We start from the raw sequence: 26,943 nt of genomic DNA, 5'->3' as shown, positions 1-26,943 counted from the left end.
CCACCGCAAACGCGCCCCATTCCCGCTTGTGAAATTTTTCACAAATCGCCCTTGCCCCCCGCCACCCCGGTAGCATCTTCCCGCCTCATGGCCTCCGCCGCGACCAAGATCCAATACAAGCAGGGCAAGCAGCCTCACGCCCGTGAGCACCGCCTCATCTTCAAGAATGTGGACCGCGAGGGCTATGATCCGTCCATCGAGTGCTACATGAAGCATGGCGGGTACGAGCAGCTCAAGAAGGCCATGGGCATGGAACGCCAGGCCATCATTGACGACGTGAAGAAGGCCGGCCTGCGCGGTCGTGGCGGCGCGGGTTTCCCCACCGGCGTGAAGTGGGGCTTCATCCCGCCCACGAATACCAAGCCCGTCTACCTCATCTGCAACGCGGACGAGTCCGAGCCCGGCACCTTCAAGGACCGCTACATCATGCACCAGGACCCCCACCAGCTCGTGGAGGGCATGGTGATCTCCTGCTTCGCGGTGAAGGCGAGCCTCGCCTACATCTACATCCGCGAAGAGTTCCCGGAAGCCGCCATCATCTTGGAGAAGGCGCTCGATGAAGCGCGCGCCAAGGGCTTCCTGGGCAAGAACATTCTCGGCAAGGGTTACGACCTTGAGATCTACGTGCACCGCGGCGCGGGCGCGTACATCTGCGGGGAGGAGACCGGCCTCATCGAGTCCCTCGAAGGCAAGCGCCCCTACCCGCGCATCAAGCCGCCCTATTTCCCCGCGGCCCTCGGCCTCTACATGTGCCCCACGATTGTGAACAACGTGGAGTCCCTCTGCCACGTGAAGCACATCATCGAGATGGGCGGCGAAGAGTACGCCAAGCTCGGCACGCCGAACAACACCGGCACCCGCATCCTCTGCGTGAGCGGCGACGTGCAGAAGCCCGGCTACTTCGAAGTGCAGGTGGGCAAGGTCACCATGGGCGAGGTCATCAATGACCTCTGCGGCGGCCTCAAGCCCGGACGCAAGCTCAAGGCCATCATCCCCGGCGGCTCCTCCGCGAAGGTGTTGCGCGCCGATGAGAAGTTCAAGCTCAAGGACGGCCGCGAGCTCACCATCATGGACATCCCCATGGACTTCGACACCATGGCCGCTTGCGGCTCCATGGCCGGCTCCGGCGGTGTCATCATCATGGATGACTCCCGCTCCATGTCCTGGGTCATCAACAACCTGAACGCCTTCTACGCCCACGAATCCTGCGGCCAGTGCACCCCCTGCCGCGAGGGTTCCCTGTGGATGAAGAAAATCAGCGACCGCATCGTGGCCGGCACCGCCAGCCCCTCGGACGTGGATGAACTCGAGCGCGTCGCCAACAACATCGAAGGCAAGACCATCTGCGCCTTCGGCGAAGCCTGCTCCTGGCCCACCCAAAGCTTCGTGAAGAAGTTCCGCGACGAACTCAAGTCCGGCACCCGCGAAGAGCTGGAAGGCAAGGTGGTCAATCCCGAGACCGTCTTGGCGGCTGCGGGGTTGGAGGTGTAAAAATGCTAGGGTTAAGAGTGGTCCGACTCTAACTACTGGCTCAATGAACTCGCTTCAAGATACGAAGCGACCGCCCTTTACTGTGGGAATGCCGAGTAGTTTACCGGCTCGAGTTCACAACAGTCCTGAAGTGAACCTCGCAGTGTGTAGAGTCTCGGATCCTTCCGAAATGAAAAGACTCTGTAAAGCTGGTAAAGATCCGAGAGAGCTTTGGATGCGAGCAGTTCGTTTCGAGAGAGGAAAAAGGGTGTCATTTGGCCGAAACTAGTCGTTTTTACTTCGATAAGTCGCTCTTTTCCAGACTCCTCAAAGGAGAGAATATCGTACCCCAAGCCGTCACCCTTCGTCTTTGAAACATGCTCGATTCTTTCGGCTAGGCTGTGCTTTCCGGCGATCCAGAGACGACGATGTTCAAGTTGAATCACAAACTCTTCACCAGCTGCTCCAAGCGAACGATTTGATGCCTCAAGCTCTAAGTAGTTCAGGTGGGTACCTTGAGGCATAAATTGACGAGTTTCATAAATCCTCGACTGCAATTCGTCGCGAACTGGTGGCGACACGCATAAGTCACTAAAGTCTCCAATTGGAGGAATGGGGGGCGTAGTCTGTGTGACCACTGAACTGGCGAGCTCTTTGAGATGTACTGCCTGATTCAATCGGGCTTCCACTACGCTGCCGAGCAAGTGTTGAAAATTTTTGAATGGCTTGTATCCCTTGATGTACGGAAAACCGAGCAATATCAAGACGGCGCTTATGTTCTGATGCTTTCTTTCAATTGAACCAGCGGTCCTCCGTGCAATTACCTTTCGAAGATTGCGATTATGCTCGGCTTTGTTAAATGGCTCGGATCGTAGCTCTTTCGCGAGCATTTCAAAGTAGTCGGCCACAGCGGCTTCTACCTCTTGAGCATTCCAATCTCCTTCCATACTTCACTCGCTCTTTGTGGCTGGACTACCGTGATTCCGAGGTTCCGTATACTTGCTACTGAATCGTGTAAAGCCGCCTCTAGCGTCTGCAGTACGTTTGGCGTCTTCAGCAACTCGATTGAGGCGATTCAGAAGTTTTCCCTGCCCTGAATAATGTTTGTGCGTTGGTATATTACACCAATTGCGATCCTCGGCCTGCAAATAATCAACGAAGGAAACTAGGACGTTAGCCCAGTTTTGGGCCATGTTTCTCGCGTATCCATAAATCAATTGAAATGTGTTTTCGTCACGAATGGCAGTCACCTGAGCCATGGTTTTAATATAGTCTTCGTCTGTTGTTCCCCATAGTAAGTGTATTCGCCCAGATGGAGAGATTTCGATCTTTGTTAGTTTTTCTACAGTGGAAACAGATGGATCGTAGTTAAGAACCAGCCCTGCAGCCAGCATGCGTTCGATTGATTGGGTTATTGAGCGGCTCTCAAATCCCATAGCTGCGAAATACTCATAGACTTCCGAGATTGGGACGAATGCCGCAACTTCCCCTTCATTAGCGGGAGGAACATCGCGCAAGAATTGAAGAATTCGTAGGCAGAGCAGAGGTGAAGTTGGTGGGTCCTCAATAAGTTGAAAGCAATTTTGAACAAACTGATGTTCTCCAGAAGGATATATGTCATAGCCGCCCTTGATAATCGCCTGTTTGATTCGCCAAGGTGCGATCACGTCGGCGTCGTTCAATGTGTGTGCGGCGAACAATCGATCAATGGTCAAATGTGGTGAGCTGACTATGTTTTTGACAAGCTCAAGTAGACGCCGAACATCATAGTTTACGAGGGCGCCGATCCATTCTGAAGTGGCCTGGGATTCGACGAAGATACGGTTTAGTGCATGAGCGAATTTCTCGATGTCATTGACGTCGAGTCTGATGTTTCGGCCAATGAAGTAGCTGGCATTTTGTTTGGATTTGGCTTCGGATATCTTCTCCGAAAGATAGTGGATGCGTCGTTCTACTACTCTATATGCTTCTGGAACGGGAAGATGAAGAACCTCGCTCTCGAATGATTGCAAAACGCCTTGTTTAGAAAGCTGCCAGCTTGTCCGATCAGTAATGGGCATGATGACCATGCATAGTTCTGCCTCATATAGCGATCTGGCGTACTGAAAAACTGCCTCTTGGAACTCGATGCTGTGGTGATCGGTATTGTCGAGAATGAGGCAAGGCACCTTTTTTCTGCTTCTAACGACATTCCCGAGTAGGCGCTTTATGTAGTCATGAGGGTCAAGCTTTCGGCACTCCTCAACATAGTCTCCAAATTGGATGTCAAACTTCGGCTTATTTTGTTCATAAAGAACCTTCTTCGTCGTGGTCTTCCACCTCTTGTACTCCTTCCAGAACATTGCTCCTATCGTCTCATTCCAATCGGGGCCCTCTGTGCCGTAAACAGAGTTTTCGCATGCTGAGAGCAGGGTCGAGTTGAGCCAATTATGGAGATGGGCTATGTTGCCGTCGCAATGTAGGAGGTCGGCGCGAATTAGAACAAGCCCGTCCAGGATGTTCTTCGGCAAAACATGTGCAAAGAAGCGGTCAATAAACGTTGATTTCCCGGCGCCTTTGGTGCCTACAAGTAGGACGAATCGGTTTTTGTGAAGTTGCTGTACTTGGCTGATTAAGTTTGCCAACTCACGACCCGTATCTGTATTGAGTTCACGCACTTTGTGAACGAGGTCATCTGCGATTCGGGTAATGCGTGATTCAGCTCGTTCAGATTCATCGGAAACCACAAAGCAGGCCCCAATCATGTCAGCGTCGGTCTCTCCTTTTAAGCGCTGAAAGAATGAGGACATGACCATCTCGAAGTCGATGGCAAAAGCATCACGGGGCAATAGTCTTCTCGTGTCCTGGGTGCGGATCGAGCGGGCGAAGCCGATATTACGAAGCTTTACGCCTTCGGCTTGTTGTAGAACTCCTCGAAAGCGGAGGGACGTCAACGACTCCCGAGACAAAAGGTCATGAAAGAGGCTAAACGCACCTTGCACATCGGGAAGGCTTGCGAAAATATATCCTTTTCCTTCGAGTACGTCGCGGCCGTCTCCAAGGCGATTTCCGCGAAAAATGATCCATTGATTGCCATTGGTGCAGCATGCCAGTTCGGCGCTTTTGAATGCACAGTACGTCACTACTTGCTTAATGGCGTAGCGTGCATTCACTCCAAAAACTGGGCCATTGAGTAAGAAAGCTTGACCAGAACGATGAGATGGTATTTCAAAGTTTACTGTAGTGCGTTTGGCTTCCACTACTGCCCTCGTGCCGCAGCCCACGGTATAGCGATAGTCCAGTCGTCCTTCGCCTGCGTCTTCCTCAGTTTGCGTATTCTCAATTTCCCACCCAAGTGCCTCGCGAAGGATTCGGTCAATCATCTTGAGCCTGGTGTCAGACTCGCTGACCACAGAGGCCGAGTGCGCTGTGTACCATTCTATAATTTCAGCAAGCTTGGCCGCGCGAGCATCAATGGGATCCGCATTCATATACGTTGAGTCGTCGCTAGAGTGATATTTTTTCCTTGGACTAAATGAACGTATTTAACTGAATTCGGGAAGGCAAGTGTAAAACGCGAAGACGTCCTTGGTCGATGTGAGTGCATTCATGTTCGATTAGGCTACTTGCATCCCCCTCCACCCCCACGCTACAATCCCGCCATGGCACAGGCACATATCCATCCTCTCTTCGATCTCACGGGCAAGTCGGCATTGGTGACGGGCGGCAGCAAGGGACTGGGCAAGGCGATGGCGCGGGGGTTTGCGGAGGCGGGGGCGGATGTGTTCATCTCCAGCCGGAGTGAGGAGGAGTTGAAGAAGGCGGCGGCGGAGATTGGTGAGGGGCTTTCGGTGAAGGTAGAGTGGATGGTGGCGGACATGGTGGACCGCGCGCAGGTGAAGAATCTGGCGGCCGAGGCGGAGAAGCGCCTGGGCAAGGTGGACATCCTGGTGAACAACGCGGGCAGCAACCAGCCGCAGGCCATCGATGAAATCACGGATGAAGCCTGGGACCGTATTGTGGAACTGGACCTCACGAGTTGCATGGCGCTCACGCGGGCGCTGGTGCCGGGGATGAAGTCGCGCCAGTGGGGTCGCATCATCCATGTGTCCTCCGTATTGGGCGTGGGCTCGAAGGAGAAGCGCAATGTCTATTCCGCCTGCAAGGCGGGCCTCATCGGCATGGCCAAAGCGAGCGCACTGGACCTGGGCACGTACAACATCACCGTGAACTGCCTCTGCCCCGGACCTTTCCTCACCGATCTGCCGATGAGCCTTTTGAATGACAAGGAGAAGGATGCCTTCGCCACCCGCACGGCCCTGCAACGCTGGGGGCAGCCGAGGGAACTCGCTGGTCCGGCCCTGCTGCTCGCGAGTGAAGCAGGAAGCTACATCACCGGTGAGGCGTTGTTGGTGGATGGTGGGGCGTATGCGAGAGCGCTGTGAGAGGGAGTTGATGGTTTAGGGTTGATAGTTGATAGCCTGAGGGTGCCAGAGAGGAGGCGCCAGCCAAGGTGGCTCACGCTGCCCTCAGCGTGAATCATTCTATTTTTGCGCGCAGCGCCTGTGCTTCCCTTTGAGGTGGATCGAAGCCTGTATGGTGTGATGTGTCCTGATGCAACGTCTGAGGGCGGATGGTGTCCTCTGAATATTTGGCGCTTCGCGACTGGGTTTTGATTCACGCTGAGGGCAGTCCCGCGTACGGGACCACATTGGCTGGCGCCTCTTCTTGTGCCTTTTGCGTCTTTTTGCGGCCAATCCCTTCGACGTTCCTTGGAGCTTGTGCTGAGCGCATTCCGGGGGCTCCGGATCTGTGATTTGCATACGGCCTGTGAATGCTCCCGAAGATTTTTTGATACAAACGCGAGCGGGCCTACATGCAATCAGAGAACGGATGAGAGTCACTTTTGAATCTCTCCAAACTCCAACTCAAACCAGTGCCATGAAAACCCTTGCTATAGTAGCCCTCGCGATCACCGGATTTACCCTTGCCCCCACTGCGAGCGCCCACGACCACGGATTCAAATTCGAGAAACACAACCACAATCATTCCTTCTACTGCACGCCGACCTATGTGTGCACCAAGGAGATTTGCCGCACCACGCAGTGCCGCTATGCCTACGACCACTGCGGCCACAAGTACATCTACCATGTGACGGTGGTGACGTATGCGAACTACTTCAGCGACGGGTCCTACACCACTTTCCAGAAAAGCTACCGCGCCTAAGCAAGCAGTAGGTGCAGAGTCGGGCCGACCGAGGACGGCAGCGCGGGCATCGCGTTGCCGTTCTTTGCTTTTGGGGTGGGGATGAGGTGCCGCCATGCAAGAGCCCTCCACCGATTTTTCTTCAGCGCGAGGGACTTCGGACCGGGTTGCTCCTGATGATTCGATCCGGGTTGCGGAATGCGGCATTGGGGTCATCTTCCACGCATGATCCTCGAACGGTTTCCGGAAGTGGAGCGTTTGTCAGCTTTGGAAAAGCTGCAGCTTGCATCGGAGCTTTGGAACCAATTGGAAGCACACCCTTCCGATCTTCCCGTCTCCGACACCATCGTCAGCGAATTGGAGCGAAGGATGGAGCATTTCAAAAACCATCCTGACTCATCCACCACGTGGGCGGCGATCAAAGCGCGAGTGCTCGAATGCGAATCGTGCTGAGGGTGGGTGCCGTGCTCGGTCTGAAGGACGTCGACAAGCTGTCCCACTGGGAAGCTTCGGATGCTGGATTCCACGGAACTTCTCTGGGACTTGGGGACGAGGTTCCTTCGTTCAAAGCGGTGTCGCGGCCTCAAGGGAGGCCTTTGCCACCGCACTCCACGACGCAAAGCGACCTGGTGCGTAGAGTGGATGCGCAGTGCCCCATCTCGCTGTTTATCCAAAATACGGTTTCCTTAACTGACGCACATGTGCACTGCTGGAGGCTTGCCACCGCGCGTTGTTGAAGAGCTTCTCCACCGGCAAAAACTTTTGTGTTCTTTGCGTTCTTTTGCGGCCATTCCCTTCATGACGGCGACTTTGTGATGGCCATGCATACCCAAAGAAGAGTACACTCCAGATCGGCACGCCATGTGCCAATGGTTCGTTAACGCCAACTGCTAACCGCCAACCCACACCGACGATGAAAATAAAATCTACGACGAGGGGTGCTGCCAGGGCCAAGAAAGTGGCAACCAAAGCGCGAATCACGCAGGTCAAACTGAAAACGGCAGGAGTGAAGACGCGCATGAAGGGCCACCTGAAGGCGAGCGTGAGTCGTCAGCAAGCGAAGAAGGATTCCAGGAATTCGTGACGTCACTGAGGCGCTCGGAGGGTGTGCTATAGGCACTCTCTCCTTTGTGCTCTTTGCGTTCTCTTGCGGCTATTCCCTCACGGGATTCTTCCGTGTATAGCGGGTGGAAGATCGTGGGTTCTGACACGGTGACCGCCGAGGCTCGGCGGACTACTTTCTCATGGCTCCGCCTTTTCATGCTCCACGTTTTCCTTCGTCTCTGCTGGTGCCAGTACACACAATTCCTGCGGCCGTGTCCTTATCTTCAGCGGTGACGTGAGCTTCTTCACCTCGCCATCCACCATCACGGGAATCACCCCTTTGCGGCGGACGACGATGTCGAGTTCATCCGTGTGGAAAATCGTGAGTTCCTTGTCCTGCTTGAACCGGCCGAGGATCCACGAGATCAGCGCGCGGGTCATGCCGATATTCGTGCGGTGGTTGGAGACATAGATGGTGAAGTAGCCGCCGTTGATGCTCTTGCGCTTGGGGATGAGGCCGAACATCTCCTCGTAGTCATTGTTCGCGAGCAGCGCGAAGCGGGTGCGCCGATGGATCTCCTTGCCATCAAGCATCAGCTTCAAGTCGAGCGGCGGAAAGGTGGCCATGCTACGCAATCCGAGCCAGCAGGTCTGCAGGGTGCGCACCACCCAGTTCCCATGATGCTCCGGCTGCGCCATCTTCAGCGCGGGGAAGAAACCCAGCACGCAAACGCAGCAATACAGACCGCCATTCACCTCCATGAGATCCATCCTCGTGGGGGACGCGGTGGCGAGGGCCGCAACGGCCTCCTGCCAGTCGAGCGGGATGTTCAGATCGCGTGCGACGATGTTGAAGGTGCCAAAGGGCAGCACGCCCAGCGGCTTGTCCCCGCCGGCGAGCAGGGCAGCGGCGGCAGCCACCGTGCCATCTCCCCCGCCTACCACCACAGCATCGCTGTCGTCATCCCTGGCCTGCTTCAGAGTGGCCTCCAGCTCAGACCCCTTCACGAGATGCACCGTGGCGGTGATGCCGTTTTTCAGGAATTCCGCCTTCAGGTCCTCTACCAAGGTCTCCGGGCCAAGGGAGGAAACGGCGCCCGACTCACGGTTCAGCACCACGGTGGCCTTGGTCCAAGTCGGTGTGGGGTCGAGGGTGGGGGAGTCGGGGGCGGAGTCGGTCGCAGGCATGCGAAGGGGAAGGGAAGGAGGGGGCGGTGTGACGTGCTACCTCGAAATCGGGTGCGGGTGCCGGGGTGGACTTCCTGGTTCAGCGCGAGTGGGGCGCTGCAGATCCGGCACTAGGCTAGTGCCGCTCCTTGAACTGGGGTGATTTCCTGCGGCTCGGAAAGTGGGGCGCTGCAGGGCTGGAGATATGCATGAGGGCGTAACGCTCCCCTACGGCTTCTGTTTCACGCTGAGGTTCAGCTTCTCCAGCAGCGGCGGACCTGTCGCAGTCTTGCGCACCGAGCCACCCACCCACTGCCCTGCCACGACGTCGGCGAGGGTGGCGGGTTTCTCGTCCTTCTTGATGGTGAGGTTTGGGCTTAGGGCAAAGGACCGGTCCGGCTTGCCACTGCCGCCCTTGATCACGAGCGTCTGGGAACTGATGGACACCACCCTCCCATAGAGCGGGTAGGTCTCACGAGGTGCCTTGGCAGGATTCGCCGCAGGCGGTTCCGCGCCGCAGGCAAGGGCGGCGAGGGAAAGGCCCACCAAGAAAGTGACAATCGAGCGCATGGCAGCCGTCAGGGCTGCGTGACGGGAGACTGCACGTACACGGACTGCAAGGTCTTTTTGTGGTTTCTTGGAGAAACTGGGGCGTCGTTGGTGGTCTGACCTTGGTCCTGACCGCACACGGACCGGTCGGGCCACCACTCACGCTTGTGAAATTTTTCACAAATTCCCCTTGCTGGACACTCCCGCGAATCCATTAATGCCTCTAGCCTTATTACGATGAGTACTGCCCCTGCCAGCGCCTCCGCCTCGCCGCCTCCGGTGGACACGGTGAACGTGCAGATCAATGGCAAGTGGCACAAGTTCCCCAAGGGCATGCGCATGATTGAGGCGTGCCGTATCGCGGGTGAGCTGGTGCCCCACTACTGCTACCACCCGAAGCTTTCCTCCCCCGGCAACTGCCGTATGTGCCTCGTGGAGATGGGCATGCCCCCCCGTCCCACCCCCGGCCAGGAGCCTGCGAAGGACGAGCACGGCATGCCGGTCATCGGCTGGATGCCGCGTCCCGTCATCGCCTGCGCGAATACCGTCAGCGAAGGCATGGGCATCCGTACTGGGGGCAAGCTGAGCGAAGAATGCCGCCGCGGCGTGATGGAGCTCCTGCTCATCAATCACCCCCTCGACTGCCCCATTTGTGACCAGGCCGGTGAGTGCCGTCTGCAGGAGTTCAGCGTGGAGCATGGCAATGGCCAGAGCCGCTTCCGCGAGGAGAAGGTCAAGAAGCCGAAGAATGTCGATGTCGGCCCGCGCGTGCGTCTGGATGACGAGCGTTGCATCATGTGCTCCCGCTGCATTCGCTTCTGCGCGGAAATCGTGGATGATCCGGTGCTGGGCTTCACGGAGCGCGGCAGCCACACCACCCTCGCGGTGCACCCCGGCAAGCGCTTGGAGAACAATTACTCGCTCAACACCGTGGACATCTGCCCGGTGGGAGCGCTGACCTCGAATGACTTCCGCTTCCAGCAGCGCGTCTGGTTCCTGAAGGAAACGAAGTCCATCTGCACGCAGTGCGGCCGCGGCTGCAACATGGAGATCTCCTCCCGCCAGCAGGCCATCTACCGCCAGACCCCGCGCGAGAACAACGACGTGAACAGCACGTGGATGTGCGACCGTGGCCGTCTCGACTTCCATTTCGTCAACAGCGAGTTCCGCCTCACCCAGCCGCTCATCAAGAAGGCGGCGGGCAAGCACCAGGCCGCGACGTGGAAGGACGCCATCCTCGCCGTGGCGCAGGGTGTCGCCGGAGTGCCCGCCGACCAGATTGCCGTCATCGCCTCCGCGCGCATGACGAATGAAGAGCTCTACCTCGCGAAGGCCCTCATCAAGGCGCTCGGTACCTCGCAGTTCGATGTGGTGCCCCGCACCCGCGAGGCCGACAACTTCCTGCGTGCCGCCGACATGAACCCCAACAGCAATGGGGTGCGCACCATCTGGGGCACGGAGCCTGGCAAGCAGCTCGACCAGATCATCGCCGACATCACGGCGGGCAAGATCAAGGTCGTGCTCGCCCTCGGCGAAAACCTCCTGAAGCTCGGCCTCACCAAGGAAGTGCTGGGCAAGCTGAAATTCCTCGCCTCCAGCCACGTGCTGGCGAATGCGACCGCTGAGCTCTCCCATGTGGTGCTCCCCGGAGCGACCTATGCCGAGAAGCGCGGTAGCATGATCAATGTCACCGGCCGTCTCCAGCGCCTGAACAAGGCGGTGGAACTCCCCGGCGAAGCGCATGACGACTGGGAAATCCTGCGTGACCTCATCCTCGCCGTGAGCGGATCGAACGGCCTCCACTCTGTGGACGATGTCTTCAAGCGCATGGCCGGTGAAATCGCCATCTTCCAGGGCAAGACCCTGCGTGGCATCGGCGACCTCGGCGTGCAGGTCATGGAGACCGACGAGAAGATCCCCCTGCTGGAGCGCGAACGCGAGCGCAAGGCGAAGGGGATTATTGTTGGGTAGTTCGTTGCTTGGTGGTCCGCACAGTCCTCTGTGCGGTCAGGTCGGCGCGGCGCATCAAAAAAACGGATGCGCTTTCCCCAAGGATCAGCGGGCACTCTTGCCCCCAATTTCGCGTTGCATACCACTGAGGGGGCAAGAGTGCCCCCGATCCTTGGAGAAGCTTTCGCTTCTTCGTGATTTCAGCGCAATCATCTCGCGATTCCTGCAAGAAACGCGAGGCCACGCACTCTATTGATGGATGCTTAAGAGCTTCCTATTTGTAGTCCTGGTTCTCGTCGGTGCTTTTGAAGTCCGCGCCGCGGACTCGCCGACGCCTGCGCCTGCTCCTGCTCCCGTGAAAGTCATCATCGCAGGTCTCGTCCACGGTCACGTGAGCGGATTCCTGCACAAGGCCAACCTAGGTTCGGTGGAGATCGTCGGCATCTATGAGCCCAACCAGGAAGTGGTGAACCGGTACAAGGAACGCTTCCAACTCGAGAAGGTGCCCTTCGGCTCCGATCTCCCAAAGATGCTGGATGAGCAGAAGCCGCAAGCCATTTGGGTCTTCACCAACACGTACGACCATCTGGCCGCAGTCGAAGCGGCGGCTCCGCGTGGCATTCACGTGATTGTGGAAAAGCCGCTTGCCGTCGATAAGGCCGCCGCTGACCGCATGGCGGCGCTGGCAGGGAAGCACAAGATTCAACTCCTGACGAATCTCGAGACGACGTGGTATTCATGCCTCGGGGAGGCTCACCGCATCTGTGTCGAGGAGCAGCAACTCGGGGTGCTCACGAAGATCGTGGGCCACTTCGGCCATCCCGGACCTGACCGTGTACAACCCGAGTTCCTCGCCTGGCTGAAGGATCCAAAGCTCAATGGCGGCGGCGCATCGTCGGACTTCGGCTGCTACGGTGGCGTCATCACGACCTGGCTGCTGGGCAATCAACGTCCGAAGTCGGTCACGGCCGTCTTCCAGACCAACCGGCCCGAGACGTGGACGCAGGTGGACGACAATGCCACGCTCATCCTCGAGTATCCGCAGGCACAGGGCATCATCCAGGCGTCCTGGGATTGGACCTTCCCGCGCAAGGATGTGCAAATCTACGGCCGCAAAGGCATCATCCGGACGATCAACCCCACGGACTATGAAATCCAACTCGACCGCGCCAAGCGTCCCGAGGAGAAGACTGCTGCACCGCTGCCCGCGCCCTATGGCTCATCGGTGGAGTATTTTGCCGCCGTGATTCGGGGTGAAATCGATCCCAAGGGCAGCATGTCTTCCCTGGAGACCAATCTCATCGCGATGGAGATTCAGGAGGCAGCGCGTGAGTCGGCGAAGACGGGGAAGAAAGTGGTGCTGCCATGATGGGCGCTCGCGCCGCCATCCCGACTCGTGCACCACTTCGTGGGAAATCAGCCATTGCCCAAACGCCCTGTTTCGGGACGGTGTCTGTTCGATGTCTGACCACCCGCTGCTGCGCCGCTTGCCGTCATCCTCCGGCGCTTCCAATGATGAACTGCTGAGCTGCTTCCTCGATTATGTAACCGAGAAGAAGCTGGAGTTGTACCCCGCCCAGGAGGAAGCAGTGCTGGAGCTCTTCGAGGACAAGAATGTCGTCCTCAATACGCCGACTGGCTCTGGAAAGTCGCTGGTGGCGACGGCCTTGCATTTCCGCTCGCTGGCCATGGGGCGGCGCTCGGTCTACACCAGCCCGATCAAGGCCCTGGTGAATGAGAAGTTCCTCGCGCTCTGTCGGGATTTCGGGCCGGATAACGTGGGCATGGCCACGGGTGATGCTACGGTGAATCGCAATGCGCCCATCATGTGCTGCACCGCCGAGATCCTTGCGAACTACGCGCTGCGCGACGGTGCCCAGGCACCCTTCCGCGAGGTCATCATGGACGAGTTCCACTACTATGCGGACCACGAGCGTGGCGTCGCGTGGCAGGTGCCTCTCCTCACCATGAGTGAGTCGAGGTTCCTCCTCATGTCCGCCACCATGGGCGCGACAGAGTTCTTCTGGGACGAACTCACCCGCCTGACACGCGCGGAGACGACCATCGTGTCCTCAAGGGAACGTCCCGTGCCCCTGGAGTTCAGCTACGTGGAGACACCGGTGGATGTCACGCTGCAAGAGTTGGTCGAGGCCAAGAAGACACCCGTCTACCTCGTGCACTTCACGCAGAACGAAGCCGCACAGGCGGCGCAGGATTTGATGAGCCTGAACTTCTGCACGCCAGCTGAGAAGGCCTCCATCAAGGACTTCATGATGGGCGTAAAGTTCACGAGTCCCTATGGGAAGGAAGTGAAGAAATACCTCGCGCATGGCGTCGGTATTCATCATGCCGGACTTCTGCCGAAGTACCGCATGCTTGTCGAGCAACTCGCGCAGCGCGGTCTGCTGAAAGTCATCTGCGGCACAGATACGCTTGGCGTGGGCGTCAATGTCCCGATTCGCACCGTGCTGCTGACGCGCTTGAGCAAGTATGGCGGGCAGAAGGTGTCCACCCTTTCCGCACGCGACTTCCATCAGATCAGCGGTCGCGCCGGTCGACGCGGCTTCGATGATATTGGCTACGTGGTCGCGCAGGCGCCTGAGCATGTTATCGAGAATCTCAAGATGGACGCCAAGGCGGCTGGCGATGCGAAGAAGCTTCGCAAGATGGTGAAGAAGAAACCACCGGAAGGTTTTGTGGGATGGAACGAAGATACCTTCAAGAAACTTCAGGCGGCATCTCCCGAGCCGCTGACTTCGCGCTTCCAGGTTTCACACGGCATGCTGCTCCAGGTGCTGAGCCGCGACGGCGATGGTTGCCGTGCCATGCAGCGTCTGATTGCGGACTCGCACGAAACGCCGAAAGCAAAGAAGCAACACCGGAAGCGCGCCTGGCAACTCTTCCGTGCTCTGGTGGAACGCAAAATCATCGAGATACTTCCCAAAGCCGAGCGAGCTGAGGGAAAGAAGCTGCGGTTAAATGTCGAACTTCAAGAAGACTTCTCCCTCAACCACACGCTGGCACTCTATGTGATTGATACCCTCGCCGTCATTGATCCCGCTTCCCCTACCTATGCTGCGGATATGATGACGCTCTGTGAATCCATCATGGAGAATCCGGACACCATCCTGCGCCGGCAACTGAGCAAGGTGAAGGACGATGCGATGGCCGAGATGAAGGCCGAGGGCATCCCCTACGAGGAGCGCATGGCCCGACTGGAAGAGCTGGAGTATCCGAAGCCGTGCCGCGATTTTATCTACAGCACGTTCAACGAGTTCCAGGCAGAGCATCCCTGGGTGGGTCAGGATCATATCCGTCCAAAGAGCATCGCCCGTGAGATGTTTGAGAACTTCCGTGGCTTCGCGGACTACATCAAGGACTACGACCTTGACCGCGCAGAGGGCGTGCTCTTGCGCCACCTCTCGGGGGTGCACAAGATTCTCACGCAAACGGTACCAGACAAGTTCAAGACCGAGGCCGTGCAGGAGATGGAGGCCTGGCTCGCAGGCGTGTTGCGCGGCACCGACTCGAGTTTGCTCGATGAATGGGAGCGTCTGCGTGATCCCAACTGGAAACCGAGCGAAGACGAGCCCGCCTCCACCGAGCCTGCGGACATCACCAAGAACAAGCGGGAATTCACCGCACTGGTTCGCACTGAGATCTTCCGCTTCCTCCGTCCTCTCGCCATGGGGAACTACAAGCTCGCGGCATCTCAGTTCTCCCAGCCTCCGTCGACATGGAGCGAGGAAACTCTCATCGCCACGCTGGATCCCTATTATGACGAGCACGAGCGCATCAGCCTCGACAACGAAGCGCGCAATGGCCGCCACACCTACGTGGAGCCCTCTGAGGACAAACGCACCTGGCGCGTCTGCCAGGTGCTGGTGGACCCCGAAGGCCTGAATGATTGGCAGATGGAGTTCAGCGTCGATCTGGATCAAGCCCGCGAAGCCGGCAAGCCTACGCTATCGCTCATCGCCATCGGGCCGGTGGTGCCGGCGTAGCGTGCAGCATTCCAAAGGAGCGCGGACACTCTTGTCCGCTATCCCTGACGCACTACCCTCTTTCACCTGGCAGGCAAGGCCGCTTTCCATCAGCTGCTCCAGAAACGCCACCAGCAGTTTCAACATGAATGAGGCTGTTACACCGCAGAACGGCGGACAAGAGTGTCCACGCTCCTTTGCCAATCCTTCGCTTCCTGCACAAAGACCCTTTTCAACTGCTGATAGTATCAACTGTCGCGCGCATCCCCATGTCGGCTGGGCGGCGCTGAGATGAACCCCGGCAAGGGACCGAGATTGCCATCCCCCTGAGCCGCCTGTTCCCGCAGAGCAGCAGCGATGGCACGCGCCAGTTGCGCACGATAGGCAGGATTGGCGAGTGACTTCGCCTCCCGTGTATTAGTGATGTAACCGCCCTCCACGAGAATGCACGGGACCATGGGATTGCGAGTCAGCCGCAGGCGGCGGCGCACGAGGCCGCGTGAGTTGTCCTGCGCGGAGACACCCGTGAGGTTGCGCTGCACACGTTTCGCCAGGGTGTAACTGTCCACGCGCCACCAGTAAGTCTCTGGGCCCGCAAGCCTCCGCGAGCCTGCATTGAAATGGATGCTGACGAGGACGCTGTCGCCCCTCTTGTTCGCGATGCGGACGCGATCATCGAGATCCACAAACACATCCGAATCGCGCACCATCACCACGCGGAAGCTCCCCCCCAATTCGCTGCGAAGACGCCGCGCCAGGTCGAGCGTCAGCGTCTTCTCCACCAGCCCCGTGCGGCGCGAAACCGCCCCAGAGTCTCTTCCGCCATGTCCCGCATCGACCACAACCGTGTTAAAGCCCTGTGGCCCCGCGCGATTTCCCCACTGGTCCAATCTGGAACTGCTCGGTCCCCTTGAACCCGGCGAAGTGGAGCTGCAACTCGCCAGCAACAAGGTCAGTGTCACCAACGCCATGCCGCTGCAAAGAAGAAGGAATGAACTGCGATGCGGTTTGCTCGTGGTCATTTCTTTTCTTGTTGGCTTTCACCCTGGGAGGCTTTGCACAGATGCAAAGATCGTGCCGTCAACAATAGCACGCGAAGAGATTCTGACCAACCATGTGATGTAGTGCCCACTACGCGAAAGCCTCCGCATCCGACTCGCAGTACTCGCGAATGACCCGCGCGGTGGATGCCTCTTCGCTCGGAAAGACCTCAATACTTCGGAAAAATATCCGGCGTCGGGAAGCGGTCTTCGTGGCTGAAGTTCCCGCCGCTGTTGAGGTATTCCTCGCGCGGCATGTGGACATCGGGCCAGTCGGCGGGGCGGATGCGGATGATGCGGGTGGGACGGATGCCTTCGGTGATGAGGTCTGTTTCGAAGCGGATTTGGATGCCGCTGCTGCCAAGGGGAGCGTCTCCGGGTGTCTTCGTGACATCGAGGAGGGTGCCGCGTGAGGCCATTTGAGTGGGCCCAGCGGTGCCTCCTTCGGTGTGCTTCAGGGTGTTCTCCACTCCATTCACGAACACCTGGAGGTCCTTCTTGAAGTCGTCGTAGAGAGAGGCGTCCATGCCGCCGAACAGAGTCGCGGTCACGGTCGCGCGACCGAACTTGCCATACTCCACCGAGTATACCCATGCAGGCATCCAACGGCTATGAATGAAAGCCTTGTGTCTCTCGGTCTGGTTCTTGGCGGCGCGTTGCATGGCGGCGTCGTCCAGCCAGATGTCTGAGATGTGGAAACGGGTGAACACACCGCCCAGCGTGGGTTTCCAAGTGACTCCGAGCAGCACAGCTTGGCCATCGAGAGATTTCTTACCGCTGGCAGGCCAAGCACCCTCTGCGATCAGGTCGGCGATCTCGAGGCATTCACGACCTCGCCAGATGCGCGTGGCGGCGTCGAAGGTCAGTGTTTCCTCGCTGGCCTTGCTGTTCCCGCCTGCGCTATCTGCCTTCGGTTCGCGGGTGGCTACGATCGTGCCCTCGTTGTTTTTGAGCTCCAGTTCCTTGAGCCTCCAGACCAATCCCCCGCGCTGGCAGTGGCTGGGCTCATCTTCGAGGAGAAGGACATGGTTTTCGGCGGGGGCGGCACCGATGTCACCGTAGCTGGATCTTTTCTCCTTGTTGTCGACGGGCAGCACCGGCACGGAGGAAATCTTCGGGTCTGGCGGGAGGAAAGCACGGACGTGTAGCACGGTGCCGAGCGGGATGTCTCTGAGATCCGCCGGTGCGCCGTGATAGCGAACCATGCCGTAGGGAAGCATGGCAAAAGGTTGCGGTTCATTCCGGCGAAACACGCCGTTCCCTTGCACGCGGATGCTGCCCCGGCGGTTCGCATGATCCACAAACACCAACTCACCTCGATAGGAGTGCGCTTTTTCCAAAGGAGGAAACTTCCCCGCCTCGGGACGAAAGATTCCCGTTCCTGGTTCTTTGTTCTTGGTGCTTGATTCTTCGCCAGCAGCAGGTGCGACGGCGGTGAGAACGCACAAAAAAGCGACGAGCAGGGGGAGCTTCATGTTCTTGGTTCTTCGTTTCTGGTTCTTGGTTTCCAGTTTTGGATCGCGGCGTGTAGTTGGCCAACAAAGAACCAAGAACCAGGAACCGTGAATCAACTATTGCGGGGTGAACTTCACCGCGACCTTGGGTACTGCGGCTTGGATCTTGGCCTGAAGCTCGGGTGAGTAGCGCTTGGGGTAATAGAACTTCAGTTCCTTGAGGAACGTGAAGGCCGACAACTGCGGCAGATAGGCTTCAGCCTGCTCGAGGTTGCCGAGCTCAAGGGATTCGAGCTGCGTCATGGTGGCGAGCAGCTTGAGATCGTCCGCGGTAGTGGTCTTGCAGTTCGTAAGCGTAAGCCGCTTCAGCGTTTTGATCTCCTTGGTGATGGGCAGGGACTCCGACTTGTCGAAGCCTTCTCCGAGTTGAAGGTTTTCGAGTGGCAGCGCGGTGATGTTTTTCAGTGCAGCAGGCGTGGCGTGCGCGCCCAGTTCGAGGCTCTTGAGCTTGGTCAGCTTCGCGAGATTCGGAGCGCCGGCGTCGGTGAACTTCGCATGCGCGAGGCTGATGCTTTCGAGGTTGGGCAGGTGGTCGCAGAGTTCTTTGAGTCCCTCGTCATCGATGCTGCTGCCGCGATGGCTGACGCGTGTGAGCTTGGTGAAGCCGTCAAACTTCGCATACGCCTTGCCCGTGATGGCGGTGCCGACAAAGGAGAAGCTCTCCAGATCCTTAATTCCGGCGAGTTGCACCATGCCTGCATCCGTGAGCTTGCCATTGTTCGTGAAGCGCAGGGTCTTGAGGTGCGTGAGCTTTGCGATGTGTGGCATCCACTCGTCGTTGAACTTGGTGGAGATGACGTTGAGTGACTCAAGCGTGGCGATGTGGCCGAGATGCTCGAAGAAGGCCGCGTCATAAGGGTCGTCTTTGCGATGATCATGCGGGCCGGTATTCGGCACCGCGAGATCGACGAGCTTGAGGCTCTGGCCATCCTCGGTCTTTTCGACCTTCCCTTTGGCACCTTCCACGGTGCGGATGACCGCTTCAACGTGTGGGTCGAGCGCGAAGGCGGTGGCCGAGAAAGCGAGAGTGGTGAAAGCGCAGAAGAGCGTGAGTTTCATGTTCTTGGTTCTTCGTTCCTAGTTCTTGGTTTCCAGCCTCGAAGTCCTGGCCTCTTGCTGGCCAACAAAGAACCAAGAACCACAAACCAAGAACGAGCTGTTAGCTTCAGTACTTGGGAAAGATGTCCGGGGTCGGGAAGCGGTCACCGGCGTCGGTGCCATCGCCCAGATATTCTTCGCGGGGCACTTGTACCTGGGGCCACTCCGCAGGGCGGATGCGGATGACCCTCGTGGGACGGATGCCTTCGATAACAAGGTCCGTCTCAAACTTGACCTGGATGCCGCTGCTGCCCACAGGAGCCTCTCCCTCGACCTTCGTGACGTCGAGGATGGGGCCTTTGGAAGCCATGTGCGCGGGGCCGTATCCGCCACCTGCGTGTTTCAAGGTATTCTCGGCTCCATTCACCAGCACCTGGCCACTCTTCTTGAAGTCGGCATACAGGGAAGCATCCATGCCGCCGAACAAGGTCACGGTCACGGTGGCGCGACCAAACTTGCCATACTCGACATTATCCACCCAAGCGGGCATCCAGCGACTGCGGATAAAGGCCTTGTGCTGCTCGGTTTGATTTTGCGCGGCACGCTGTGTTGCGGCGTCGTCCAGCCAGATGTCCGAGATGTGGAATCGGGTAAACACACCATCGGGTGTGGGTTTCCAGGTGATGCCGAGCTGCACCGCTTGGCCATCGAGTGCTTTCTTGCCGCTGGCGGGCCAGATGCCTTCGGTGACCAGGTCGGCGATGCCCAGACATTCGCGACCCCGCCACACGCGCGTAGCGGCATCGAAGGTCAGCTTCTCCTCGGTGGCCTTGCCGTCTCCGCCTGCGCCATCAGCCTTCGGGGCGCGTTTGGCGATGATCATTCCCTCACTGTCTTTGATGTCGAGTTCCTTCAACTTCCAGACCAAGCCTTCGCGCTGGCAATGGCTGGGCTCGTCTTCCAAGAGAAGGATGTGGTTCTCGGCCGGTGCGACACCGGTGCCACTGTAGCCCGCGATCTTGCTCTTGTTGTCGACTGGCAACACCGGCACGGCGGAAAGCTTCGGGTCAGGCGGGAGAAAGCCGCGGATGTGCAGCACGGTGCCGAGCGGGATGTCCCTCAAATCCGCCGGCGCGCCGTGATAGCGCACCACGGCATACGGCAGCAAAGCAAAGGGCTGCGGGGCATTGCGGAAATACGTACCACCCTCACCCTGCACGCGAACGCTGCCGCGGCGGTTGACGTGATCCACGAACACGAGTTCACCCCGGTAAGTGTATGCCTTTTCAAGAGGAGGGAACTTCCCCGCCTCGGGACGGAAGACTTCGGCTTTTTGTTCTTGCTTCTTGGTTTTTGGTTCTTCGTTGGCGGCAGTCGCGTGCATGACGAACGAACAACCAAGAGCCAACGACAACGAATGAACCGCGAAGAGAGAGCGAGTAACCATAAACGAAGAACGCATAACCAAGAACCAAGAACGAGGAACCAAGAACTGCCTCACAGCGCGATCACCTTGTTGCTGTCGCCGAACTTGTCCGTCTCCACGCCCATGCGCTGGGCCATGAGGAGGAGCAGGTTGCTCATGTGAGCGTCGGTGTTCACGGGGCGGCTGCAGACCTGGTAATGCGCGCTGGTGAGTGCTCCAGCTGCGTCGAGCGCATAGCCTTGGAATCCTGCTGCCTCCTTGTTGAAGTCCAGATGCTGGCCATGCTTCAGACCGAGGTCCGAGCCGCCGGCGAGCACGAGCGGGAGGTTGGCATTGCCGTGGCTGTGGCCATACGACATACCGCTGCCGAAAAGCGACATGGTGGAGCCGAGCAACGATTTGCCGCTGAGATCCTTGGTTTCCTCGAGCCGCGTGAGGAAGTAGCTGTACTGCTCGATGGCGAAGGTGTCGTAGTTGGTGAGCTTCTCCATGTAGCCCGGGTCACCACCGTGGTGGCTGAGTTGGTGACGCGACTCCGTGATTCCGATTTCAGGAATGGAGATCGCCTGGCCTTCGCCACCCAAGCTGAAGGTAGCCACGCGGGTCACATCCGTCTGGAATGCGAGCACCATGAGGTCATAGACAGTGCGGAAATAATCACCCGCCTTGGTGTCGGGGATGTCGCGGTTGGTGCGCTGGCGGTCCGCTTCGGAGATGGTCGGAAGCGGCGTATCCAGCCAGGCATCGGCCCGCCGCGTGCGGATTTCCGCTTCGCGCACGGAGGTGAGATATTGATCCATGCGTCCCTTGTCCTGGGCGCCCATCTGCTTTTCCAAGCGACGCACTTCAGCAAGATTGTCATCCAGCACGCTGCCTTTGCGGCGCAAGGCGCGTCGCTGGGCTGCGATGCCACCCTTGGGTTCTGCGAACATCGAGGCAAAGATCTCACTACAGCGACGCATCGCGGGCAGCCTCACACCATCCGCCGTCCACGCGAGGGATTCTTGGGTGATGGCAACTTCCAGCGACGGGTAGCGCGTGTGCTGCGCCGTGATCTCCGCCATCTTCTGGTCCACCGAGATGGTGTTTTTATCGGAAGGTCCGAGCTTTCCACCTGTCAGCCACACGTTGATGCAGTTGTGGTGATGGCTGAGGCTGCCCGGGTGATGCAGGCCGCTGATGGGCGTGATGCTCTGGCGATGCTTCTCCAGAGGCGAGAGCGAGCGGGAAAACTTGTAGTCCTTCCCCGACGAAGTGATCTGGTAGTTCAGCGAATGGACACCATTTGCAATATAGATGAAAGCGCTCCGCTTGGGTGTTTCAGTGATCGCCGCCGCTGCTGCCGCCTGCCGAGGCACCATGCATTCCAGCAAGGGGAGAGAAATGAACGAGCCCAATGCTTTGAGAGCATGGCGGCGGTCAATCAGCCAGGATTGGGACAGGTAGTTGCTCATAATATCGAATGTTGAAGAGGGAAAATTGTGGAGTGAGCGTTAGCGTTTGCGCATCAAGTTGGAGACCGCCACGGCGCGGACGATATCCTTCACGCCGTAGTTGTTCTTCTTCGCTTCTGCGGCGATGGCCGCGATGTCGTCTTCGTCATCTACCGTGAGCACGCGGCGGAGGCCGTAGGTGCAGAGGTGCTCAATGAAGGCCTGGACGAACTTGTCACGGTCTTCGATCAAGAGGCGTTTGAATTCGTTGGAGTCTTTGAAGTGACGACCATCAGGCATCTCGCCGGCGGGATTCACCATGGGGTCCGCGCCGGTTCCCGCTGCGACCTTTTCATGGGTGCGCCATTGGCCGATGGCATCGTAGTTGTCCCACGCAATGCCCAGGGGATCGATCTTCGCATGGCAGGCGGAGCAATTGGCGTTGTCGCGGTGCGCCTCCAATTTTTCGCGGAGGGTGGCCTTGGCGCTCGTGGGTGGATTGGGTTCAATGGCGGGCACGTTGGCCGGCGGTGGTGGCGGCGTCTTGGCGAAGATCACTTCGCTGAGCCACACACCGCGATGCACGGGACGATGACGCGTGCCGTCCGAGGTGAGCCCAAGCGATGCGCCCATGGTAAGCAATCCGCCACGACGATCTTCAGGCTTGAGCGAGACGCGCTGGAAGGCATCCGTCTTCGGCTCTGGCAGTCCGTAGAAATCGCAGAGCCGGGAATTGGCCATGGTCCAGTCGGAATCGAGGAAGCTTTCCATGGGCAGGTTCTTCACCAGCACTTCGCGGAAGAACTCCACCGGCTCTTCCCGCATGCTTGTCTCCAGCCACCGGTCATAGGTGGGGTAGAGCTTCTTGTCCGGCGGGAACATGCCCACGCGGTGCAGTTGCAGCCACTGGCGGGAGAAGTCGTCGACGAAGCGGTTGATGCGGCTGTCCGTCAAAATCCGGTCAACCTGCTTCTTCAGGCCATCGCCGTTCAGGGTGCCGCCCTTGGCTGCGGTGAAAAGGGCGTCATCCGGCATGGAGCTCCACAGGAAATACGAGAGCCGTGAGGCGAGTTCCAGGTCGGTGAGCTTCTCGCGGGCCGTCGGTTCGCCCTCGACGAGGTAGAGGAAGTTCCGGGAGGTCAGCACACCCTGCATTGCCACGCGATAGGCCTCAGCCGGCTTTTCGCCTGCCTCGCGCTCTTCGCGGTAGGATTTCAGATAGTCCTCCAGTTCCTCCTTCTTGACCGAACGGCGCCAGGCGCGCTCGGCGAAGCGTTGCAGATGCTCCGCGACCACCTCGGGCGTCGCGTCATCGGCGGGTACCAGATCCTTGCGGCGGGATTTTTCGATGTCCGTCTCAAGGGGGCCCTCCCACTCGATCCAATCGAGGAGCACCGTGGAGAAGAGGCCGTTCCCCTTGCCATCGAACATCTGCGGGGCGTTCGGGTTCAGGAGCAGAGTCTCGCTGCTGTGGGTGAAGATGTATCCACCGCGGCTGGAAAGCGCATTGCGGAAGGCGGCTCCGCTTCTCCGGTCCACCACATCGGTGGCCACGACGCAGAAGTCCAGCGACACCGGCATTTCGAGAAATACCTCAAACTCATACACCTGCGGCTTGTCCTCGGGTGCCGTGATGTCCAGATCGATGAGGCTATCCACGGTCTCCTCCCCGGTGCGCTGGCCGATGCTCAAGTGCGCCGGTTGGCCGTCGAGGGGGCGAACGCCGCTGGCCTGGATGCGCACTTTGTAGAGGCCGCTGTGCTCCGGGCCGGTCTTTCCGAACCAGTTGGGCGAGAGCGCATTCTGAACGGTGCCGGGGAACAGCAGATAACGCAGGGGACGCTTGATGCCGAACCGGTCCAGCGCGGCCTGTTGTTCCTTCCCTCCGTTGTAGCGCAGGTCTGCTGCCGTTTTGCGGACCTTGCGCGCCTCGCCGGACGATGCGGCGGGGAAAGCGCGGTCGAGCACCGTGCCCGCGGCGCGGTAATAACGGTCCATATGCGAGGGCGACAGCGACAACTCCGAGCCAATGCGCTCGAAACCGTGCCACAGCGTGTCCTCGTTCAGCTCCCCTGGCTTGGCGGGGTCGTAGCGCACGCCGAGCAGGTCATAGACCGTGTTCTGGTACTCCTTCCGGCTCAGGCGGTAATGCGACACCGCAGGCCTCGCTGCCATACGGGCCGCGCGCCCCTCTTTGATCAGCCCGTCGAGTGTCGTGACGAAGGCCGCCATTTCCTCCTGGGTCGGCTTCTTCTTCTCCTTCTTCGGAGGCATCTCGCCGGAATTGACCTGCTCAATCATCTCCGACCAGTGATGGGAATCCGCACCCAGCTTGAAGTCGCGAGAGAGCTTGTCGATGCGAAGGTCGCCCTTCTCCTTCTCGGGCCCGTGGCAACTGATGCAGTATTTATCCAGGAAGGCATCAAACGGCTCGGCGGCGCGGACGGCACTGGGAAGACCGGCGCTGGCGATTAGGATGGCTGAGAGGCTGAAAACGGAACGTGTCATCGAAGGTGAGAGCAATGCATCCCGGCGCAGCCTCGGAGCGCACCCCCGGGGTCTCGGGGGTGGGGCAAGGCATTGTCGGGGGATTTTCTTTTACGGCTTCACCCGATGTTCTCATTCATCACGTCGCAAACAGATCGCTGTTATTATAACATGTGGGTTCGGCGCCGCGGTTTCTCGGGGGAGCGCTCAAGGCTGCTCAAGTAAAACGAAGTGTTCGCAGAGTCGTGGGTCATCAGGTCCAACCTCCGCGAGCGCGTCTGCTTGGTTAGGAAAACCAGACCTAAAGGAAAAAGTAGCCCGAGTTGTCCTCGCTTGCTGGGGACGTTCGTCATTCTTTTGACGGGCAGCTTCGGCGGTCCTGACCAAGCACCTCCAAACATCACCCCATCCTTCTCCCTCCTCATGAGCCGACTCGTTTTCATAACTCTGCCTGTAGCTGACCTGCCCAAGTCCACGGCCTTCTACAGCGCGTTGGGCTTTGACCACAATTCCCAGTACTCCGATGACACCGCTTCATGCATTGTCGTCAGCGATGTCATTCATGTCATGCTGCTGACGCACGCGAAGTTCACCAGTTTCACGCCCAAGACGATCTGTGACACGAGGACGAGCACCGAAATGCTGGTCTCCCTCAGTTGTTCGAGCCGGGAGGAAGTCGACGGACTGGTCGCGAAAGCATTGAGCGCCGGCGGCACGACCCAGGGGAAGCCGGAGGACGACGCCTTCATGTACCAGCACGACTTTTCCGACCCCGATGGACACCAGTGGGGGCTCTTCCATATGAAAGCAATGCCCCCGCAATGACCAACCTTCAGATCAAATAAGCAGCGTGGGTGGTGGTGACGGCGGACCGCTATCTAATATTTCTGCGCAACCAGCCAACATTTTGCAAGGGATAGTGGCCTGGCGGTATAGATGAATGTCCCTTAATCTTCGAGCCTGCGATCACGAGGCTCCCCTTGTTCTCGAGGATTATGGCGTCGCTCAAGAATGGGGGCAGCTTTGAGCTGAGTTGTGCAAGAATCTCACCGCTCGAAATATCGGGACTATCCTTTAAGAGGCTTCACCACTTTTACTGCGTTCCATAAGGGGCGCTAGCATTGTTTTCTTCGCGGAATCCCAGCTCGTATTCGGAATCACAATTGCCCAAACCACAGCGTGTGCCGTACTTCGAAGGGAACTGCACCCTTATAGTTGTAGATGATGGCATCGATTTCCTTTTCTTTGCCAATCGAATAAACCGGCTTGGAAAGTTCAATCGCTTTGATTCCCAACGCTTTGAATATCATGCGATTAAGTCTTTCATCAACTATTTCAAGGCCGCCATTGAACTTCTGTGCACTGGCGACCGGTTTCAGCTCAGATAGCTCCACGGCTACTTCCCTCCATGGGTCCAATTTATAAGAGTGCTCGGGCCAAGCGAATTCCCATGCCTCATTCCAATCAAGCTCTTTGTCATTTAGATCGAGCTCTACGCCGAAAACACGTTTGCTGTCAGCTTGAACTGCCGAAGTGAGCAAGCCAAAGCACACGAAAATATAGATCGCCCACTTCATACGGTCACGGCTTCTTCGGTCCCGCCGCCAGCCCTGGCAGCACGGTCTTCTCGATCCACGTCTTCACGAGTGCTTTCTCCGACTCGGGGAAATCGTGACCCACGCCGTCCATTTCGTGGTCGGTGACCTGCAGCCGTGCGTCCTTCACGGCCTTGCACACATAGTTTGCCATGTAGTCCTTGCTGCCCTTTTTGGCGGCGTCGTTGCCCCAGGCCAGGTAGGCAAACTTCTCACGCAGCTTCTTCTTGGCGTCGATGTCACGACCACCCCCTTCGATGATGATGAAGGCATTGAAGAGGTCGATGAAGTAGCCTTCGCCGCGGGTGAGGTTGGTGCCGATGGTGTGGGCGCCGTTGCTGAAGCCGGCCACGAGGCGGATTTTGGGGTCCAGATTCGGCAGAAGCTTCACCACATCGGCGAGCATGGCCTTGTGGTAGTCGATGATGACGTCGAAGTCCTTCGGGTTGTCGAGGGCGGTGTTCGGCGTCGGCACGGTGGAGGGGTAGGGGAGGCCGGCGATGGCATAGTGGCCCTTATCTACCAAGGCGAAGCCGCCGTTCGGAGTGTTCCCACCCTTGCCCCCGCCAATCCAGACCAACAGCGGTACTGGCTTCGTGGGGTCGTAGTCCTCGGGAATACGCACGTTACAGGTGGCCACGTTGCCATTGTGGTCCTTGGGCAGGCTGGGGAATTCAAGGGCCACCACCGCGCCGGGCTTCACGCGGGGGTCGGCGGTGCCTGAGGGGGCGGTCGGAGCGCCGGGCTTGGCCGGAGTACCCGGTGTCGACGCCGGGGTCGGTGCTCCGCCCGGAGCCTGCCAAGCTCTAATGTACTCCTGGTCTGCCGGGGAGAAAGTGGTGGCGGGCACGGTAAACTGCTGGCCGTCCGTGCGTTTGATGCGGACCTGGTCACCCTGTTTGGCCACAATCTCGGCCTCCATGCTGCGGCCGTTCTTGTCGGTGAAGGTTCGAGCGCCAGCCAGGGGGCTCAGGGCGAGGGACAGGGAAAGTGCCGCCCAAGGAACCAGGGTCTTGTTCATGGAACTGCGTTCTATCGGAAAGTTCGGTGCGCGACAAGAGAA

General features: G+C 58.5%; 21 protein-coding genes. 8 read left to right on the top strand and 13 right to left on the bottom strand.

Annotated features, from left to right (window positions below):
• Nucleotides 1-87: 87 nt before the first annotated feature.
• Nucleotides 88-1,491: an NADH-quinone oxidoreductase subunit NuoF gene (gene nuoF, locus G5S37_RS25960; protein WP_165208092.1), complete on the top strand. Its 1,404-nt coding sequence runs from the start codon at nt 88-90 to the stop codon at nt 1,489-1,491.
• 77 nt (nt 1,492-1,568) lie between these two features.
• Here the strand turns inward: nuoF and G5S37_RS25955 are convergent, their stop codons facing one another.
• Entirely contained in the window at nt 1,569-2,417 is an 849-nt protein-coding gene (locus G5S37_RS25955) for a DUF3883 domain-containing protein (protein WP_165208090.1), read from the bottom strand.
• A gap of 3 nt (nt 2,418-2,420) precedes the next feature.
• Nucleotides 2,421-4,940: an ATP-binding protein gene (locus G5S37_RS25950; RefSeq protein WP_165208088.1), complete on the bottom strand. Its 2,520-nt coding sequence runs from the start codon at nt 4,938-4,940 to the stop codon at nt 2,421-2,423.
• Between the two features lie 171 nt (nt 4,941-5,111).
• Here G5S37_RS25950 and G5S37_RS25945 point away from each other — a divergent pair, with 171 nt between their 5' ends.
• From G5S37_RS25945 to G5S37_RS25935, 3 genes are all read left to right on the top strand, one after another.
• The gene (locus G5S37_RS25945) at nt 5,112-5,894 is read left to right on the top strand and encodes an SDR family NAD(P)-dependent oxidoreductase (RefSeq protein ID WP_165208086.1); all 783 of its coding nucleotides are present in this window, start codon (nt 5,112-5,114) and stop codon (nt 5,892-5,894) included.
• Nucleotides 5,895-6,390: 496 nt separating this feature from the next.
• A complete protein-coding gene (locus tag G5S37_RS25940) occupies nt 6,391-6,675 on the top strand; it encodes a hypothetical protein (RefSeq protein WP_165208084.1) in 285 nt (94 codons plus the stop codon).
• A gap of 204 nt (nt 6,676-6,879) precedes the next feature.
• The gene (locus G5S37_RS25935; protein WP_165208082.1) at nt 6,880-7,107 is read left to right on the top strand and encodes an addiction module protein; all 228 of its coding nucleotides are present in this window, start codon (nt 6,880-6,882) and stop codon (nt 7,105-7,107) included.
• Between the two features lie 213 nt (nt 7,108-7,320).
• Here G5S37_RS25935 and G5S37_RS25930 read toward each other — a convergent pair whose 3' ends face one another.
• The 3 genes from G5S37_RS25930 to G5S37_RS25920 all read right to left on the bottom strand — a co-directional run bounded on the left by G5S37_RS25930 (nt 7,321) and on the right by G5S37_RS25920 (nt 9,435).
• Entirely contained in the window at nt 7,321-7,674 is a 354-nt protein-coding gene (locus tag G5S37_RS25930) for a hypothetical protein (protein WP_165208080.1), read from the bottom strand.
• A 222-nt stretch (nt 7,675-7,896) separates the two neighbouring features.
• On the bottom strand, nt 7,897-8,886 hold the full coding sequence (locus tag G5S37_RS25925; RefSeq protein WP_165208078.1) for a diacylglycerol kinase family protein: 990 nt from the start codon (nt 8,884-8,886) through the stop codon (nt 7,897-7,899).
• 207 nt (nt 8,887-9,093) lie between these two features.
• A complete protein-coding gene (locus tag G5S37_RS25920) occupies nt 9,094-9,435 on the bottom strand; it encodes a hypothetical protein (protein ID WP_165208076.1) in 342 nt (113 codons plus the stop codon).
• A 216-nt stretch (nt 9,436-9,651) separates the two neighbouring features.
• Here G5S37_RS25920 and G5S37_RS25915 point away from each other — a divergent pair, with 216 nt between their 5' ends.
• The 3 genes from G5S37_RS25915 (at nt 9,652) to G5S37_RS25905 (ending at nt 15,368) form a co-directional block, all read left to right on the top strand.
• Nucleotides 9,652-11,385, top strand: a complete 1,734-nt coding sequence (locus tag G5S37_RS25915; RefSeq protein WP_165208074.1) for a molybdopterin-dependent oxidoreductase — start codon at nt 9,652-9,654, stop codon at nt 11,383-11,385.
• 238 nt (nt 11,386-11,623) lie between these two features.
• Nucleotides 11,624-12,733, top strand: coding sequence for a Gfo/Idh/MocA family oxidoreductase (locus G5S37_RS25910; RefSeq protein WP_165208072.1), 1,110 nt, complete (start codon nt 11,624-11,626; stop codon nt 12,731-12,733).
• Between the two features lie 91 nt (nt 12,734-12,824).
• Entirely contained in the window at nt 12,825-15,368 is a 2,544-nt protein-coding gene (locus G5S37_RS25905) for a DEAD/DEAH box helicase (RefSeq protein ID WP_165208070.1), read from the top strand.
• 227 nt (nt 15,369-15,595) lie between these two features.
• Here G5S37_RS25905 and G5S37_RS25900 read toward each other — a convergent pair whose 3' ends face one another.
• The 6 genes from G5S37_RS25900 to G5S37_RS25875 form a co-directional block, all read right to left on the bottom strand.
• Nucleotides 15,596-16,369 (bottom strand): N-acetylmuramoyl-L-alanine amidase, encoded by a 774-nt coding sequence (locus G5S37_RS25900; RefSeq protein ID WP_165208068.1) that lies wholly within the window; start codon nt 16,367-16,369, stop codon nt 15,596-15,598.
• A 188-nt stretch (nt 16,370-16,557) separates the two neighbouring features.
• On the bottom strand, nt 16,558-17,862 hold the full coding sequence (locus tag G5S37_RS25895; RefSeq protein ID WP_165208066.1) for a hypothetical protein: 1,305 nt from the start codon (nt 17,860-17,862) through the stop codon (nt 16,558-16,560).
• A 96-nt stretch (nt 17,863-17,958) separates the two neighbouring features.
• Nucleotides 17,959-18,960 carry a G protein-coupled receptor LGR4 gene (locus G5S37_RS25890; RefSeq protein ID WP_165208064.1) on the bottom strand — a complete coding sequence of 334 codons (1,002 nt, stop codon included), beginning with the start codon at nt 18,958-18,960 and terminating at the stop codon, nt 17,959-17,961.
• A 106-nt stretch (nt 18,961-19,066) separates the two neighbouring features.
• Complete coding sequence (locus G5S37_RS25885; RefSeq protein WP_240914715.1) at nt 19,067-20,323, bottom strand: hypothetical protein; 1,257 nt, start codon at nt 20,321-20,323, stop codon at nt 19,067-19,069.
• Nucleotides 20,324-20,436: 113 nt separating this feature from the next.
• Nucleotides 20,437-21,819 (bottom strand): DUF1552 domain-containing protein, encoded by a 1,383-nt coding sequence (locus tag G5S37_RS25880; RefSeq protein WP_165208054.1) that lies wholly within the window; start codon nt 21,817-21,819, stop codon nt 20,437-20,439.
• A 39-nt stretch (nt 21,820-21,858) separates the two neighbouring features.
• Nucleotides 21,859-24,306, bottom strand: a complete 2,448-nt coding sequence (locus G5S37_RS25875; RefSeq protein ID WP_165208052.1) for a DUF1592 domain-containing protein — start codon at nt 24,304-24,306, stop codon at nt 21,859-21,861.
• A 402-nt stretch (nt 24,307-24,708) separates the two neighbouring features.
• Between G5S37_RS25875 and G5S37_RS25870 the strand changes: the two genes are divergently transcribed.
• Complete coding sequence (locus G5S37_RS25870) at nt 24,709-25,110, top strand: VOC family protein (protein ID WP_165208050.1); 402 nt, start codon at nt 24,709-24,711, stop codon at nt 25,108-25,110.
• Nucleotides 25,111-25,442: 332 nt separating this feature from the next.
• On the opposite strand, the gene G5S37_RS25865 is transcribed toward G5S37_RS25870, so the two are convergent.
• Nucleotides 25,443-25,862 carry a hypothetical protein gene (locus G5S37_RS25865; protein ID WP_165208048.1) on the bottom strand — a complete coding sequence of 140 codons (420 nt, stop codon included), beginning with the start codon at nt 25,860-25,862 and terminating at the stop codon, nt 25,443-25,445.
• Between the two features lie 4 nt (nt 25,863-25,866).
• Nucleotides 25,867-26,901, bottom strand: coding sequence for an SHD1 domain-containing protein (locus G5S37_RS25860; RefSeq protein WP_165208046.1), 1,035 nt, complete (start codon nt 26,899-26,901; stop codon nt 25,867-25,869).
• Nucleotides 26,902-26,943: the final 42 nt, after the last annotated feature.

The sequence above is a fragment of the Roseimicrobium sp. ORNL1 genome, from assembly GCF_011044495.1.
Classification (GTDB): Bacteria; Verrucomicrobiota; Verrucomicrobiia; order Verrucomicrobiales; family Verrucomicrobiaceae; genus Roseimicrobium.
This window is presented reverse-complemented; position numbering and strand designations above follow the sequence as displayed.